Here is a 16,247-nt window from a genome sequence, read left to right on the forward strand (position 1 = left end):
ATGTAAAGGTAGTTATACGTAAAAAGATGCAAATTCAATTAACAATTTAAAAGATGAGGTGTGACTTAATGATAAAAAATGATTATATGAAAGAGATAGAGAATACTTTAACTTTAACAAGTGAAGAAGTAAATAAGGATATAGTAAAAGGTGACATAGGAGAAGCAAAAGAAAAAATAAATAAAAAACTTAAAGCTCTAGTAGGAATGGACATAGGAACTATAGATATATTTTCTTTCAGCAGCATAGAAAGTTTTATAGGTAAAGAAATGCACTATAATGCAGAAAAATTTATTGCACTTGGAAGCCTTCTTAAACTTCGAGGACTAATTAGCGATAAAGAGAATAATGAAAGTGCTAAAGTTCAATACTATGAAAAAGCTTTAGAAGGTTTTTATAAAGCTTATGCTGAAGATGACGAGATAGACAAGAAATATCTATATGAAGCAGCAGAAATAGCTGATGAATTAGTTAATTATGAACTTTCATTAGAGGTAGATAAGAAAATTTTTAAGATATATGAATTAACTAATAAGTTTGATAGAGCTGAGGATACCTTATTTTATACGCTTAGGAAGACTAATAATGATGGTAGCATTATTTTAGAAGGAATTAAATTCTATAATAGGCTAAAAGAAAAAGATAACAATGAATTAATTATAGGGAATCTACCTATAGAAGAAGTTAATGATGGGATTTTAGAGCTTGAAAGAAGATTAGGATTATAAAGTTTTTGCTTCAATATAACTGCGTAAATTCATTAAATGTAAGTTATTTACTATTAGTATTAGAGGAACATTGCTAAAGATAAATAATATAATGATAGAAAGTAGTTATGGGTTAGGAGAAGCTATGGAATTTAAGGGATGGAATGATTTCGAGAATTTAGCTAGAGCATGCGGATATAGTAGTTGTAATAAAAATAATAGTGGGAATAATGCAGAGGATGAGTTCGAAAATTCAGAATGTAGAGATATTCCAAACGGATTTCAAGATGTAGATCCACAGCTATTCATTTTGATAGGAGAGATATTGGGGAATATATTATCAGGTAGGCTTCCATTCAATGTTCAAAATGCACTAGGAAATTGGTTACAGTTAGTTGGTCAAGTAATAGAGACATATAATGCTCAGCAACAATATTTTCAAGGAGGGCCAGGAAGATACTTTAGTCCTAAAAATTATAATGTAAGTAATACATTTTGCAGTAGTTCTCAAAATACTAATTCAAGTAAAAATAAACCCAATAAGTCAACAAATGATATCAAGAAGAAGATTTCAGAGGAGGATGTGGATAATAAAATAAATCATTTGGAATTATCTTTAAATGATTTAAGAGAAGAAATAAAAGAAATTAAAAAATTACTAGAAAAATAATTTGATTAAATTATTTTTCTAGTAATTTTTCTTTAACCTTTTTTAAATTTGTTACCTGTTTTGTTATGGTGGATACAAATATTACTCCTAATGCTAATGTTCCAGCGCTAGCTAATGTATTTAATCCTAACTCTACTGCACGGCTTATATTGCCACTTATTGTTTCATACATGGTGTAATACATTCCAGAACCAGGAACTAGTGGAATAAGTGCACAAATTACTAAAGTAGTTACAGGAGTTTTTAAACGTCTTGCACAAATTTCTGAATATATGCTAAATAGTATTGAAGATATAAATAATGATAATATATCACCCACATTATTTTCTTTTAAATATAAATAAGAGAACCAACTTATAGCGCCACCTATAGATGCGAATATTAAATTCTTTCCTTTTATGTTAAATATTATTCCGAATCCTAAAGATGCTAAAAACGAGATTGCAATTTGTGTAAGCATATAACCTCCTAAAATATTATGATTCAAAGATGATGCAAATTTTATTTGTTTATGATTCAAGTTAGAATTAACCTAAGGTATTTATAAATAGGCTTAAAACCGCTCCAGTGCCAACTGCAATAGAAACTGCAACTAAAAATGCTTCAGAAGCTTTTGTTATCCCAGATAAAAAGTCACCAGCTATGGTATCTCTAATTGCATTAGTAATTGTGAGTCCAGGAACAAGAAGCATAATAGAACCTATAATAGTCTTATCTAAATTATTAGATAAATTTAATTTTATAAATGCTATGGCTAAAAATGCACATAATCCTCCACTTAAAGAATTAGTGAAAAATTCGTTTATGTTTAATTTTTGGCATATCACAACAATTATTTTTATTACTGCACCAATTATGCTTGCAGAAATAAAATCTTTAAGATTTCCACCAAACATAATACTAAAGCATCCAGCACTAAGAGCAGACCATAATAAAGTGGTCAAGTTAGAGTATCTGTGGCTATTGGATATGCTTGTAAGTTCTTTATTAAATTCATTTATATCAATAATTTCTGTTTGGATTTTTCTAGAAAGATCGTTGACTAAATCTACTTTATGTAAATCAACACCTCTGGAAATAATTCTTTGAACAAGGGTAGCAACATCATCATAATAAGTTACTGTAACAATTATTCCAGTCGGTATTACAAAACTATCAACTGTATGAGCACCAAAGGCAGTACATATTCTACTAATAGTTTCTTCAACTCTATAAGTTTCAGCGCCACTTTCCAACATTATTTTTCCCGCCAAGGTAGATACTTTGAGTAATTTATTTAAGTCCATAATTTTTTCTCCAATATATTTTTTATAACAAGTGAATTATAGCATATAATAAATAATTCTTATAGGCATAAGTTATATAATATTTAATAATTAAAGATAATGTACTCTCTAAGGCATAAAAGATTAAAGTTTAAGTATATTAAAGCGGAGATTATAATTACAGAAATAATATAAAATGTAACAAGTTTCACTAAAAGCCATATAAAATATAAAAAATAGTTGATAAATTTAGTAAGAAAACATATAATTTGAATATAAGTGAAACTCTTGTGACATGTTTTATGCTATGTTAAATTGGTTTCTCGTGCCCGTTAGGGAACAAAAATATATTGGGGTGATTTATAAAGATGAATTTTGAAAATATACAAAGAGAAGATAAAGAAATTTATGATTTAATTGAAAAAGAGTTAGTTAGACAACAAAAAGGAATAGAATTAATAGCTTCAGAAAATATTGTAAGTCCAGCGGTTATGGAAGCTATGGGATCTTATTTAACTAATAAATATGCTGAGGGATATCCAAATAAAAGATATTATGGCGGATGTCATGTTGTAGATGAAATAGAACAAATTGCAATCGATAGAGCTAAAGAATTATTTGGTGCGGAACATGCAAATGTTCAACCGCATTCAGGTTCACAAGCAAATATGGCTGTATATTTTGCAGTATTAGAACCAGGAGATACTGTTTTAGGTATGGATTTAAGCCATGGTGGGCACTTGACTCATGGTTCTCCAGTTAACTTTTCAGGAAAATTGTTTAACTTTGTATCGTATGGAGTCGACAAAGAAACTGAAATGATTGATTATGAAAATGTAAGAAAGATTGCAATTGAACATAAGCCAAAGCTTATAGTTGCTGGTGCGAGTGCATATGCAAGAATTTTAGATTTTTCAAAGTTTAGAGAAATAGCTGATGAAGTTGGAGCATTATTAATGGTAGATATGGCTCATATTGCAGGACTTGTTGCAGCAGGTGTTCATCCATCACCAGTGCCATATTCTGATTTTGTAACAACAACAACGCATAAAACTTTAAGAGGTCCAAGAGGTGGGTTAATACTTTGTAAAGAGAAATATGCCCAAGTGTTAAATAAAAACATATTTCCAGGGATACAAGGCGGTCCTCTAGAACATATTATAGCTGCTAAAGCCGTATGTTTTAAAGAAGCATTAGATCCAAGTTTTAAAACATATGGGGAAAATGTAGTTGAAAATTGTAAAGAACTTGCATCACAATTAATAGCTAAAGGCTTTAAAATTGTATCAGGTGGAACAGATAACCATGTATTCTTAGTTGATTTAAACAACAAAGATATAACAGGAAAAGAAGCAGAAGCTTTGCTAGATTCTGTTGGAATAACAGTTAATAAAAATACAGTACCAAATGAAACAAGAAGTCCATTTGTAACTTCAGGAATCAGAATTGGTACAGCAGCAATAACAACTAGAGGTTTTGTAAAAGAAGATATGGCCGAAATTGCAGCAGTTATATCAGAAACAATAGAGAATAGAGATGGAGATTTATCAGTTCTTAAATCTAGAATAGAAACTTTATGTGATAAACATCCATTATATAAGTAAATAAAGGATATAGTGAGGCTTCATTTATATGAAGCCTCTTATTATATTTATCTAGAATTCTAAAGATGTTTACTATTCTTATTTTTGAGCTTAATATTATTTAGAATTAAACAAGTAATTAAATACTTATGATAATAATAGAATAAATTGAGACCTAGAATTTACATAAGAGATTGTGAAAGTATAATATAATTTATGTGGAAGATGAGGAGATAAATGAAAAAGGCACTTTTGATTATTGATGCTCAAGAAGATTTTATTGGCGAACAGCGGAATAAACAAAGATTTGATTTTGAAGATATAGATAAACTTATTAATAATATAAATGAAAAAATCATATTTTTTGAGAGGAACGAAGATATAGTAGTATATATTGTTAATGCATTACCAAATAATTTTTTTTATAGGAAGTTTTTTAGATATACTCTTGTAGGAACAAGAGGAGCCAAATTAGATAAGAGGATTACCATAATATCACAAAATTATTTTGAAAAACAATTTGGAAGTGCTTTTAAAAATAATAATTTAGTGAATTTTATAGAAAAAAATGAGATAAGTGAAATAGAGATGGTTGGAGTTGATATCAACGGATGTATTTTTAAGACTGCAAAAAGTGCAGTAAAAATTGGACTTAATGTTACTATCTCTAGCGATAGCATAGGGATTATTAATAATGAAAGATATCTTAAAATAAGTAATAAATTAAAATCAATTGGAGTAGCTTATATATAAATAAAAACTACTAAAATCCCAATTATGCTCCAATGAATATTTATTTGAAAATTTCTCATGAACATTTAAAGTATTTCAGAATAATATATATTATGAAGAAAGAAGGTTTTATGGGAGGAAAATTTAATGAATCCGTATCAATTAATTATCAACGTTCAACAACGAATGCAACAAGATCCTAACTTCGCTAATAAATTTAATAAAGCTATATCCGAATTAAATAAGGTACCAGGACTTCAGCAAAGAGTTATTCAAATAGCTCAAATTAGTGATGAAAGCCAAAGAGAACAAGCAATGGAAGGATTACCCAAAGATGCCAAGCGTGCGGTAAAAAAAATCTTAGGATTATTAGACGAGTATAATATTTATAAATAATATAAATTAGAGCTAGATACTTTCAAGTACTTAATTGAATAAAAGAAGTTTCTCATAGTTATAAGAATTTTAACTAGAGGAAACTTCTTTTATTTTATACTAAACAAGTATGAAGAATTTTTAGTGTATGCCTATTATTAATATGTTAATTGGGTATATAAATTAAAATCCTCTTTTTTCAGCTTCTATTCCACTTTCATTTTTTCCAGGTCTTTTTATTGTTGTGTTGTAACTACTTTTCCCATATTGATTCTGAGTTTTATTACCATTTCTTAAAAAATTACTTTCTGAATAATCTTTGTTATTATTATTGTCCACAAAATCATCTCCTTTAACTTATTATATATATAGTATGTCTACATTAATGAAAATTAATTGTGGTAAATTCAGTATAGATATTATAAAATATAATATTCTATTTTATAATACTTTTACAAGAAAATATTACAAAATGGAGATTAGTATAAATAAAACACCCCAAAAAAATAGATGCATGGATAATGTAATAAATGAGCAAATTAGAAGTCGTTGTTTTGTGTTTAAAGATGGTTCTATACTTACTCTTATAAGAAAATAAAAACCTGCTAGAGCAAAGAGTGCAGAACATAGACTATCATAAGAAAGTATAAAAATAAGTAGAATTAAGCCTAAGAATATAAAATTCCAGCTAGGCATGTACTTTACCTGTACATATTTTTCTCCAGAATCTAAGTATATGCCATTAATAGCAATGTCGCAATTATTATCAATACTCACTAGTATAGCGGTTTTAGTTCCTAATTTAAATGTAGTTTCACGTGTAATTCCAAAAGTTTTGGAGCTTTGAAGTTTTATAGGTATTTTATTTACTAATAATTTTTTTCTTAAAAAGCTTTTAGAATACTCTATATTATAATTTATATTATCTACATTGGCAATCCATCTTTGAGTTCTCATAAAGACCTCCTTTATTTAACGATCATTGAAATTAGTATTAAATATAATGAAATTAAGTTAGTATATTTAAATATATACATAAGCATGTATGAATAGAATTGAGTTTTTATTTTAAATAAATTATAAAGTAAATAATTAATCGATTATTTTTAGGATAGCATTAAATTTATTTATGAAAATTAATAAAAATATGTATAATCTTAACTTGTAAAAATAAAAAATTATTAACAGTAATTGGACTAAATATATTTGGGTTGTTTGGAAATGTAATCAAAGTAAGCGAGAAGATATAATTACTGGATCGTGGTTTACAGCTTGGAGTAGAATAGATGAATTTTTAGTTGAAAACTATAAAGATAAACCATAATTTAAGAAGGAATACTTAAGGCGGACTTTGAGTATTCCTTCTTATTTTTGAGATATATGTAAGAATAGCATTTATAAGTAGCGATGCCGAGGACTGGGCGGGAAATGTATCTAACGATAATGCAATGCCAAGTGTCATGGGAGCATTATGTATCATAGTTATAATTATTATGGAGACGGAAGGAGTAATTTATAGATTCTTAACCTAGAAAATAAAGCTCTTAGATGTATAACCAATGAATTTGCATTAATATCTTCAATATTCTATTATTAATAAAAGAGTTAGATACAGAAGTCAATCTTATATAAATTAAAATTAATTATTTGTAAAATAATACTCAATACAAAGAATTAATCAAATAGTTTAGAGCACTTAAAATGACTAAGCTGACAATAGTGAATTCAAAAGAATAGGAATATCAGGAAAAACGTTGTATAATGGTAAAGTAATTTAAAATCATACTATTTATTCTATACAGTGATGATTAAATAAATAATGAGAACTATTAAAAGAATTACAATAAGTGTAATTGGTTGAAAATATATGTATTTGAACGATAAATTTGCATTTAAAATCTTAGTATATAAAGTGCTCTATTAATTTACTAATACTAAAATGTAGAGTATTAATCGTAACATATATTAAGAGTATTTAAAAATTAATAGTAAATAGTATAATAGATTAGAAGATGAAAAATAAGAAGAAAAAATAGTATGAGGCATTAAAATAGAAAAGAATTATTTATTAAAATAAAAGTATGTATAAAAAATAAAGAATAATAAGAAAAAAATTCTTATTATTGAATTTTTTTATCGATAAGGAGAAAGAATGAGTAAAACATTAGTATTAGCAGAAAAACCATCAGTGGGAAGAGATTTGGCAAAAGTTCTTAAGTGTAATCAAAATAAAGGTTCGCATATAGAGGGTAGTAAATACATAGTAACTTGGGCAATGGGACATTTAGTTGGGCTTATGGATCCTGAGGGATATGATAATAAATATAAAGAGTGGAAAATGGAGACACTCCCAATGCTTCCTAAACACATGAAACTTACGGTGTTGAAAAAAACAGGAAAGCAATATAATGAAGTGAAAAAACAATTATTAAGAAATGATGTTAGCGACATTATAATTGCTACAGATGCTGGAAGGGAAGGGGAATTGGTAGCACGTTGGATATTGGAAAAGTCAGGAGTGAAAAAGCCACTAAAGAGATTGTGGATTTCATCGCAAACAGAAAAAGCTATTCTGGATGGATTTAGAAATTTAAAACCAGGTGAAGCTTACGAAAATCTATATAAAGCAGCAGTATGTAGAGCAGAAGCGGATTGGCTTGTAGGTCTTAATGTAACAAGGGCGTTAACGTGTAAGTATAATGCACAATTGTCAGCAGGAAGGGTTCAATCGCCAACATTATCTATGATAGTGTTAAGAGAAGAAGAAATAAGAAATTTTAAACCGAAAGCTTATTATACTTTAGAAGGAAAAACTAAGGGATTTAACTTAGCATGGGTAAATAAAGATAATAATTCAAGAATATTTGATGAAGAGTTTGCTAATAAGGTGGCTTCAAAACTAAAAAATTCAGATGGGAAAATAGTAGGTATAAATGAAGTAAATAAGAAAAAGTTTTCCCCAGCCCTTTATGATTTAACAGAACTTCAAAGAGATGCAAATAAAATATGGGGATATTCTGCAAAGCAGACATTAAACATAATGCAGAGACTTTATGAAAATTATAAAATATTAACTTATCCAAGAACGGATTCAAGATATATCACTACTGATATTGTGGCTACTATTCCTGATAGATTAAAAGCAATATCTATTGGAGAATATAGGGCTACTGCAGAAGAATTGCTTAAAGGAAAAATAAATGGCCATAAAGGTTTTGTAGATAATTCAAAGGTAAGTGATCACCATGCTATTATTCCAACAGAAGAAAAGCCAAACTTATCATTTTTATCATCAGAAGAAAGAAAAATTTATGATTTAGTAGTTAAAAGATTCTTAAGTGTAATGCTTCCGCCTTTTGAATATGTTCAAACTATAATAGAAGCAGACGTTCAAGGAGAAAAGCTTGTAGCTAAAGGAAAGGTTATTAAGGCTAAAGGATGGAAAAAGCTTTATGATAAACTAGAAGAAGATAATGATGAAGAAATAAAAGAGCAAGTGCTGCCTACGGTATCTAAAGGAGATAGTATTAAGGTAGAGGGTGTTAATATAAAAAAAGGTCAAACAAAACCACCAGCTAGATTTACAGAAGCTACTCTTTTATCAGCTATGGAAAGTCCTCATAAATACATTAATGTTTCCAAGGAAGCTGCTAAAACCCTAGGCGAAACAGGTGGTCTTGGAACAGTTGCTACAAGAGCAGATATTATTGAAAAATTATTTAATTCATTTGTTATAGAAAAAAAAGGTAAGGAAATAATACCTACATCAAAAGGAAAGCAATTAATGGAACTTGTGCCGAAGGATTTGAAATCACCACTTTTAACGGCTAAATGGGAAAGTCAATTAGATGAAATAGCTAAAGGAAAAAGAGATGATTATTTATTTTTAAAAGAAATGAAAAATTATTCAGTTGCGTTAGTTGAAGATGTTAAAGGTACAAATAGCAAGTTTGTTCATGATAATAAAACTGGAAAGAAATGTCCTAACTGTGGTAAATATTTGTTGGAAGTTAAAGGAAAGAATGGAATAATGAATGTTTGCCAGGATAGAGAATGTGGTTATAGGGAAAGTGTGGCTAGGGTAACTAATGCTAGATGTCCAGAGTGCAAAAAGAAACTGGAATTAAGAGGACATGGTGAGGGAGCAATATATGTATGTTCTGGCAGTAACTGCAATTTTAGAGAAAAGGCTTCTCAATTTAAGAAGAGATTTGAAGGGAATGGAAAAATCGATAAAAGAGAAGTCAATAATTATATGAAGAAAATGAAGAAAGAAGCAGAGGAATTTAACGATAATCCTTTTGCTGCATTATTAGGTGATATAAAATTTGATAAATAGTAAAAAACTTCTAGTAATTTAAAGTTACTAGAAGTTTTTTATTAAATATATTTATACCCTTTATTTCGGTAGTTATGTATAAGTTAAAAATATTGTCATATTGTTAAGAAAATTAGAATTACTTGTTATATTATTTCTTCTTATGGTAACACTAATTTTGAAAGGAGGCAGTAATTATGAAAAATAATGCAAAAAGAATCATATCTTTTACTTTGATATTTATTTTTACTTTATTACTTTTACCAATTAACTTAGCCAAAGCTGTAGATACAGATGAAAAAGTAAAATCAGATGGAACTAATATTGAAGCAAGATCAGCTTTATTAATGGAACCAATGAGCGGTAAAGTACTTTATGAAAAGAATGCAGATGAAAAATTTGCACCAGCATCTGTAACAAAAATTATGACTATGTTGCTCACAATGGAGGCTGTAGATAGTGGAAAAATTAAATTAGATGATAAAGTAACTTGTAGTGAAAATGCTAAGAAAATGGGCGGAAGTACAATGCTTTTAGACGTTGGAGAAATAAGAACTGTTGAAGAACTTTTGAAGGGTGTAGCCATAGCTTCTGGAAATGATGCTGCAGTTGCACTTGCAGAATATCTTGGAGGGACAGAACAAGACTTCGTTAATATGATGAACAAAAGGGCTCAAGAACTTGGAATGGTTAATACAACCTTTAAAAATTGCAATGGATTACCAGCTGATGGACATATGTCTACGGCAAAAGATATAGCAATAATGTCAAAAGAGTTATTAAAACATCCAAAGGTCTTGAAATACACAGGAACTTATATGGATAATATATCAGAAGGAAGAAAATCTCCAATAGAACTAGTAAACCACAACAAATTAGTTAGATTTTTTGAAGGATGTGACGGGCTAAAAACTGGATTTACAGATGAAGCTAAATACTGTATTAGCGCTACAGCAACAAGAAATGGAGTAAGAATGCTATCTGTAATAATGGGAGCACCAACTTACAAAATAAGAAATCGCGATGCAGGTGTTTTACTTAATTATGGATTTTCAAAGTATGAAGGAAAAAAACTCGTATCTAAAGATGAAGAAATAGATAAAGTATATATGGATGAACAAACAGATAAGTTCTTTATGGCAATGGCAAAAGATGATTTAAATGTTATACTTCCTAAGGGTGAGAATAAAGATTTAGAGAAGAAAATTGTTATAGATGAACTACAAAAAGAATACAAAGCAGGAGATATAGTTGGAAAATGTGAAGTTTATTTGGGCAGTGAAAAAGTAGGAGAAGTAGATATATATTGCGATAGAGATGTTAAGAAGGGCAATATAATTGATAATATAAAATATAATATCAAAAACTTATTCGAAAAAGGTGTATAACTATAGAAGAGATTTATTATAAATTCTATATTTTTCTTGTAAAACTATAAAGAAGAAAGAATTCAAGCATAGCTAATAAGGAATAAATTCAATTAAATTTATTCAGCTATGCTTGTTTTGTATTTTATAATATATATGTTGTAATTGAGTTTTCGTACTTGGCTATTAAAAAAACAGTTAGCTCACTAGAATTTTAAATGTAGATTTATCATTACAAGATATATAAATTAATGATTCTTGTCTTAGTGGTTATTACTTGTTATTATATATTATAGTACTTACTATTTAGATTTAAAGTTATAATTTAAGTATAATTCATAATGGAGGTAAAAAAGGTATATATGGAACTTCCAAAGATTAAAATTAATGATTTTGAAGGCCCGTTTGATCTTCTGCTACATTTAATAAGAAAGAATCAAATGAGCATATATAATGTAAAAATATACGAAATAACTAATCAATATCTAAATTACATTAATGAAATGAAGAAAATGGATTTAGAGATAACTTCTGAGTTTATTGTAGTAGCGGCAACATTAATAGAAATTAAATCTAAGAATTTGTTACCGAAATTTAAAAAAGAAGAAGATGATGAAGAAGATGATGAGAAAAAGCTTCTAGAAAAACTTATTCTTTATAAAAAAATAAAAGGGGTTTCAATATTTTTAAAAGATAGATATATTAGTGCTGGTGAGATATATGGAAAAAAACCAGAGGTAATAGAAGAAAAAAAGGATGATATTGATAAAAAAGATTTATTAAAAAATATAAGTCTTATAGAATTATTTAATATCTATAATAATTTATTGGAGATATATAATAATAAGCAAAATAGAAATAACATAATTCAAAAAAAGATATATGTGGATAAATATAAAATAGAAGATAAGTTAGAATATATTATGGACAAGCTGAAAACGGAGAGTGTAAGTAGCTTTTATAAGATTATCGAAAACTGTGAATGCAAACTAGAATGTGTTGTTACATTTTTGGCATTACTAGAGATGATTAAACAGAGGATGATCAAAGTATATCAAAGCGAAAATTTTAGTAATATATTGATCGAAAGGAGAACAGATGATGAGTAATGATAAAGGAATTCAAATTCCGTTTATAGATGACAAGAAAAAAAATTCTTTAAAATCAGCAATAGAATCGTTGTTATTTGCTAGTGGAGAACCATTGAGTTTACAGGATTTGATTAACCACCTTGAAGAAAAGAATAAACTTATTGAAATTATCATGCACGAAATGATGGAAGAATATGAAAATAATAATAGAGGAATAAAAATAATATGTATTAAAGGAAGTTATCAGTTAGTCACCAAATCCGAAAACTCTGATTATATACAGAAGCTTTTAAAGAAAAATAAAAGGCAATCTTTATCTCAAGCATCTATAGAGAGTTTAGCCATAATTGCTTATAAGCAGCCAATAACAAGAATTGATATTGACGAAATTAGAGGAGTTAAATCAGATAGTGCTATTCAAAGACTTATAGAAAAAGACCTTATAAAAGAAGTTGGGAGACTAGAAGTGCCTGGAAGGCCAATCTTATATGGAACGACGGATGAATTTTTAAGGCAATTTGAATTGAAAGATTTAAAGGAGCTTCCTTCGCTAGATTTATTTGGTCAAGAAGATTCTCCGGAAGATCAGAGACAAGAATAAAATATTAATCTCTATTATCGGAATTTATAAAGATATTAATATTTTGGAAAACGATAGAATCCATTTTTTATTTTTGAATATTTTTTGGATATCTATTGTAAGATTTATTTTATTAGATTCAAGAGAGAAATAGTGTATTATTAAACAAGTATTTCTCTCTTAAATTAAAAATTAGGAGCAATTTAAATATTATCGCTATCACTGCAATAATATTCTTCAGAATTATTATCAACAGTAGTAGTATTGACAGTAGTGGATTTTTTATTCTTTCCACATATATCTTTTACTAAACTTTTTACAATATCTAAGATTTGAGGAACAGTATCTACAATTCTATCATATGTAGTATCTTGATCTACAGGCAACATTCTAACGCCGTCTTGTTTAACAACTAAGAATGCTACAGGTTTAACAGAAACCCCTGCTCCAGATCCGCCTCCAAAAGGAAATGTTGTACTTGTAATATTTTGCTTTAAATTTAGACACTCACTTCCACCAGAAGCAAATCCAAAGCTTAATCTTGAAACAGGAATGATATAAGTTCCATCTTTTGTTTCTATAGCTTTCCCTATTACTGTGTTTACATCAATCATATCCTTAAGGTTTTCCATGGTACTTTTCATTAAATTTTCTACATGTTGTTCACTTGACATAATAAATCCCCTTTACTAAGGGGTCACCTCCCTTGTTTCTCATTGTTTTTTAATAAATTAATTATTATATATATAATGTTTGCAATTGATAAGAAAATTATACTTGAAGTTTCAATTTTTAGTAAAAATTTATCATCGAATATAGGAGCTATTTTAAAATTAAATTTCTTTATATTAAAAGTGTAATTAAGGAGAACATAAGTTAGTGATGTTGTATTATATATAATTCCATAGAAAATTGCAGTTCTCGCAGCATCGTCTAGTGAATATTCCAAAGATAAATTTATTTTTACCAGTGGCTTATATTTTAAATTATGTAAAGTAGAAATCAGATGATTGAAACTTATTTTCCTAGTAACTTTTGAAAAAAATCTATTCCCGTTTTTAACTAAAGGTGGATTTTTGGATTTCTTTGTATGTGCAGTACGTTTCTTATTTTTAGAGATAAGATTAAATCCATATAATTTTATATAATAATTGATTGTAGAATAGTAAATACTAAATTTAATAGGGATAGGAATAAAAAATATTAATAAAACCACTAAAGAGATGTAAAATAATTTCATAAAATTCCTCCAAACTATATCTACTCCATAATTATTGACTAATAACAAAAAAATAAACCTAGAAAATTATCAAAATTAGGTTTAAAAAATAATTTTAAAGGTAAACTAGAACCAAATAGTAAGTTTAGAAGGTGATTAATTATGCGAAAAGGTACTAGTAAATGCACTTCATTGATAGCACTAATTCTTATATGTACTCAAATAATATGTATAAATGCAAATGCTAAAAGTAAAGCTAATAGTAATTTAAGGGTAAATGCTAGATCTGCGATTGCGTTGGATAAGGAAAGTCACGCAGTTTTATTTGAACAAAATGCTTATGAAATAGTTCCAATGGCAAGTACAACAAAGATACTTACTTCTTTAATAGCTATTGAACAAGGTAATCTAGATAAAAAAGTAGTAATAAGTAAGAAAGCAGCTGGTATACGAGGATCTACAGTTGGATATAAGGAAAATGAGGAAATTACTTTAAGGGAGTTAGTTTTTGGGTTAATGTTTAAGTCAGGAAATGATGCAGCAATAGCTATCGCTGAAGAATTAGGGGGATCAGTAGATGGTTTTGCAGAAATAATGAATCATTACGCGAGAGGCATAGGAATATTAGATTCACATTTTGAATCTCCTCATGGATTAGATAGTGGTAAACATTATTCTTCAGCTTATGACCTAGCGATACTTACGGCTAAAGGTATGGATTATGATTTGTTTAGAGAAGTAGTAGGAAGTAAACAAATTTCAAAGGAAAAATATAATTTTACGAGAGATTATAATAACATAAATAAGATATTATGGAGGATTCCAGGGGCTAACGGTGTGAAAACAGGATATACAGGCCAAGCGGGGAAATGTTTAGTTTCATCAATTAATAAAAATGGAAAAGATATAATTATTGTTGTTCTAAATTGTCCAGATAGATGGAATGTGACAGAAAAAATATACAATCATGTAATGGAAAAAGTAGCATTTGGGAATCATACAGTTAAAGAATTGGTTTAATAAGTCAAAGTAGATAGTTTTTTATTACTATCTACTTTTTTATGTATTAAATAAAATATTTTAGAAAATCAAAAATAGGTTATTTAATATTAGGATAATTTAGATTGAAATATTGAAAAATAAATAATTTTAAACAATTATATTTGTATCAAATTAGATATTTTTAAATAATTTATATTAGAAGCAATTTTATCTAAAGGAGAGAAAATGGTAAAAGAAGCTATTGATTGTATAGATGCTGGAACGGAGTATTGTCCATGTAAACTTGCAGAATATGGGCAGTGTTTGACCTGCTCGCAATGTCAAGGAGAAGTTTTTTGCGATTGTTTAAATTGGAAGGGGGTTTGTATATATCAAGAACTCCATAATAATGGAAATAAAGCAAAAGAAGGGCGTAAGACTTTTGAATGTAATGTAACAGAGGTCCTAAATTACAATGATAAATTGGTGATAATTAAATTTAAAGCTCCGCATAAATTAGTTATAGATTTAGTGAAACCTGGAAGCTATATATTTATAAGAACGGATGGAAATACTTATTTTGATATTCCCATATCTATAATGAATTCAGATATAGAAAATGACACTATCATGGTTGCAGTTGAAATTAGAGGGCTTAAAACTGCTAAATTACTGGATATAAAAACAGGAGGGAACATAGTGATACGTGGACCTTACTGGAATGGTGTTTTTGGCATTAAAAATATATTGGCTCAAAAGGAGAATAAGACATTAGTAATTGCAAAAGGTATTGGGTTAGCTCCTATGATTCCTGTAATAAGAAAGCTGATCTCACAAAATAATGACATACAAATAGTAATAGATAAAACTCCTTTTGAAGAAAACTTTTCTAAAGAGCTTTTAGATGAATATAAAATTGGGGTATCTGAGTGCTCGCTATTAGATAATGGCAAACTTTCAGATCATGCAAAAGTGTTGATTAAAGATTCACTTAGAAATGGAACTAATTATATTCATGTAGCAGGAGCCGATATTTTGACTTATGGTGTTATTAATTATCTAAGCGACATTAATAGAAATGATGTCTCACTTTCATGTTGTAACAATTTTAAGATGTGCTGCGGTGAAGGAATTTGCGGGGCATGCACATCAAGATTTTCAGGTCACAGAGTAAAAAGATTCTGCAAAGAACAGGCTGACCCGAGAAGTATTTTTGAAGGGAGAAGATTTATATGAAAGTTATTATTGTTGGCGGAGGTTGGTCAGGTTGTGCAACCCAGTTCAAACACCAGTAAATTATAAATTTGGTTGTATAGTAAACGCCTTATCTCCATCCCACAGTATACTCTTTATTATACT

General features: G+C 28.3%; 17 protein-coding genes. 11 read left to right on the forward strand and 6 right to left on the reverse strand.

What is annotated here, in order from left to right:
• Positions 1-68: 68 nt before the first annotated feature.
• Both T483_RS0116295 and T483_RS0116300 read left to right on the forward strand, forming a co-directional pair.
• Positions 69-728 carry a DUF6483 family protein gene (locus T483_RS0116295; protein WP_026887808.1) on the forward strand — a complete coding sequence of 220 codons (660 nt, stop codon included), beginning with the start codon at positions 69-71 and terminating at the stop codon, positions 726-728.
• Positions 729-819: 91 nt separating this feature from the next.
• On the forward strand, positions 820-1,377 hold the full coding sequence (locus T483_RS0116300; protein WP_080697020.1) for a hypothetical protein: 558 nt from the start codon (positions 820-822) through the stop codon (positions 1,375-1,377).
• 10 nt (positions 1,378-1,387) lie between these two features.
• Here the strand turns inward: T483_RS0116300 and T483_RS0116305 are convergent, their stop codons facing one another.
• Together T483_RS0116305 and T483_RS0116310 are read right to left on the reverse strand one after the other, a co-directional pair.
• Positions 1,388-1,837 carry a threonine/serine exporter family protein gene (locus tag T483_RS0116305; protein WP_026887810.1) on the reverse strand — a complete coding sequence of 150 codons (450 nt, stop codon included), beginning with the start codon at positions 1,835-1,837 and terminating at the stop codon, positions 1,388-1,390.
• A gap of 67 nt (positions 1,838-1,904) precedes the next feature.
• Positions 1,905-2,663 carry a threonine/serine ThrE exporter family protein gene (locus T483_RS0116310; protein ID WP_026887811.1) on the reverse strand — a complete coding sequence of 253 codons (759 nt, stop codon included), beginning with the start codon at positions 2,661-2,663 and terminating at the stop codon, positions 1,905-1,907.
• 347 nt (positions 2,664-3,010) lie between these two features.
• On the opposite strand from T483_RS0116310, the gene glyA reads away from it, so the two are divergent.
• The 3 genes from glyA to T483_RS0116325 all read left to right on the forward strand — a co-directional run bounded on the left by glyA (position 3,011) and on the right by T483_RS0116325 (position 5,353).
• Positions 3,011-4,246 carry a serine hydroxymethyltransferase gene (gene glyA, locus T483_RS0116315; protein ID WP_026887812.1) on the forward strand — a complete coding sequence of 412 codons (1,236 nt, stop codon included), beginning with the start codon at positions 3,011-3,013 and terminating at the stop codon, positions 4,244-4,246.
• A 216-nt stretch (positions 4,247-4,462) separates the two neighbouring features.
• Positions 4,463-4,978 (forward strand): isochorismatase family protein, encoded by a 516-nt coding sequence (locus tag T483_RS0116320; RefSeq protein ID WP_026887813.1) that lies wholly within the window; start codon positions 4,463-4,465, stop codon positions 4,976-4,978.
• Between the two features lie 126 nt (positions 4,979-5,104).
• Entirely contained in the window at positions 5,105-5,353 is a 249-nt protein-coding gene (locus T483_RS0116325) for a hypothetical protein (protein WP_026887814.1), read from the forward strand.
• Positions 5,354-5,515: 162 nt separating this feature from the next.
• Here T483_RS0116325 and T483_RS31685 read toward each other — a convergent pair whose 3' ends face one another.
• Complete coding sequence (locus tag T483_RS31685; protein ID WP_196244891.1) at positions 5,516-5,671, reverse strand: hypothetical protein; 156 nt, start codon at positions 5,669-5,671, stop codon at positions 5,516-5,518.
• 126 nt (positions 5,672-5,797) lie between these two features.
• The gene (locus T483_RS0116335) at positions 5,798-6,289 is read right to left on the reverse strand and encodes a hypothetical protein (RefSeq protein ID WP_026887815.1); all 492 of its coding nucleotides are present in this window, start codon (positions 6,287-6,289) and stop codon (positions 5,798-5,800) included.
• 1,195 nt (positions 6,290-7,484) lie between these two features.
• Here T483_RS0116335 and T483_RS0116340 point away from each other — a divergent pair.
• The 4 genes from T483_RS0116340 (at position 7,485) to scpB (ending at position 12,709) form a co-directional block, all read left to right on the forward strand.
• Positions 7,485-9,671 (forward strand): DNA topoisomerase III, encoded by a 2,187-nt coding sequence (locus T483_RS0116340; RefSeq protein ID WP_026887816.1) that lies wholly within the window; start codon positions 7,485-7,487, stop codon positions 9,669-9,671.
• Between the two features lie 176 nt (positions 9,672-9,847).
• A complete protein-coding gene (locus T483_RS0116345) occupies positions 9,848-11,038 on the forward strand; it encodes a D-alanyl-D-alanine carboxypeptidase family protein (RefSeq protein WP_026887817.1) in 1,191 nt (396 codons plus the stop codon).
• Between the two features lie 341 nt (positions 11,039-11,379).
• Positions 11,380-12,126 (forward strand): segregation/condensation protein A, encoded by a 747-nt coding sequence (locus T483_RS0116350; RefSeq protein WP_026887818.1) that lies wholly within the window; start codon positions 11,380-11,382, stop codon positions 12,124-12,126.
• Positions 12,119-12,709: an SMC-Scp complex subunit ScpB gene (gene scpB / locus T483_RS0116355; RefSeq protein ID WP_026887819.1), complete on the forward strand. Its 591-nt coding sequence runs from the start codon at positions 12,119-12,121 to the stop codon at positions 12,707-12,709. The genes T483_RS0116350 and scpB overlap by 8 nt, the downstream gene beginning before the upstream one ends.
• A gap of 182 nt (positions 12,710-12,891) precedes the next feature.
• On the opposite strand, the gene ytfJ is transcribed toward scpB, so the two are convergent.
• Both ytfJ and T483_RS0116365 read right to left on the reverse strand, forming a co-directional pair.
• On the reverse strand, positions 12,892-13,362 hold the full coding sequence (ytfJ, locus tag T483_RS0116360) for a GerW family sporulation protein (RefSeq protein ID WP_026887820.1): 471 nt from the start codon (positions 13,360-13,362) through the stop codon (positions 12,892-12,894).
• A 23-nt stretch (positions 13,363-13,385) separates the two neighbouring features.
• Positions 13,386-13,928, reverse strand: a complete 543-nt coding sequence (locus T483_RS0116365; protein WP_026887821.1) for a DUF2953 domain-containing protein — start codon at positions 13,926-13,928, stop codon at positions 13,386-13,388.
• 141 nt (positions 13,929-14,069) lie between these two features.
• Between T483_RS0116365 and T483_RS0116370 the strand changes: the two genes are divergently transcribed.
• Entirely contained in the window at positions 14,070-14,927 is an 858-nt protein-coding gene (locus T483_RS0116370; RefSeq protein ID WP_026887822.1) for a D-alanyl-D-alanine carboxypeptidase family protein, read from the forward strand.
• A 207-nt stretch (positions 14,928-15,134) separates the two neighbouring features.
• A complete protein-coding gene (locus T483_RS0116375; RefSeq protein ID WP_026887823.1) occupies positions 15,135-16,124 on the forward strand; it encodes a sulfide/dihydroorotate dehydrogenase-like FAD/NAD-binding protein in 990 nt (329 codons plus the stop codon).
• Positions 16,125-16,247 lie beyond the last annotated feature (123 nt).

The sequence above is a fragment of the Clostridium beijerinckii HUN142 genome (assembly GCF_000621745.1).
GTDB classification, from domain to species: domain Bacteria; phylum Bacillota; class Clostridia; order Clostridiales; family Clostridiaceae; genus Clostridium; species Clostridium beijerinckii_A.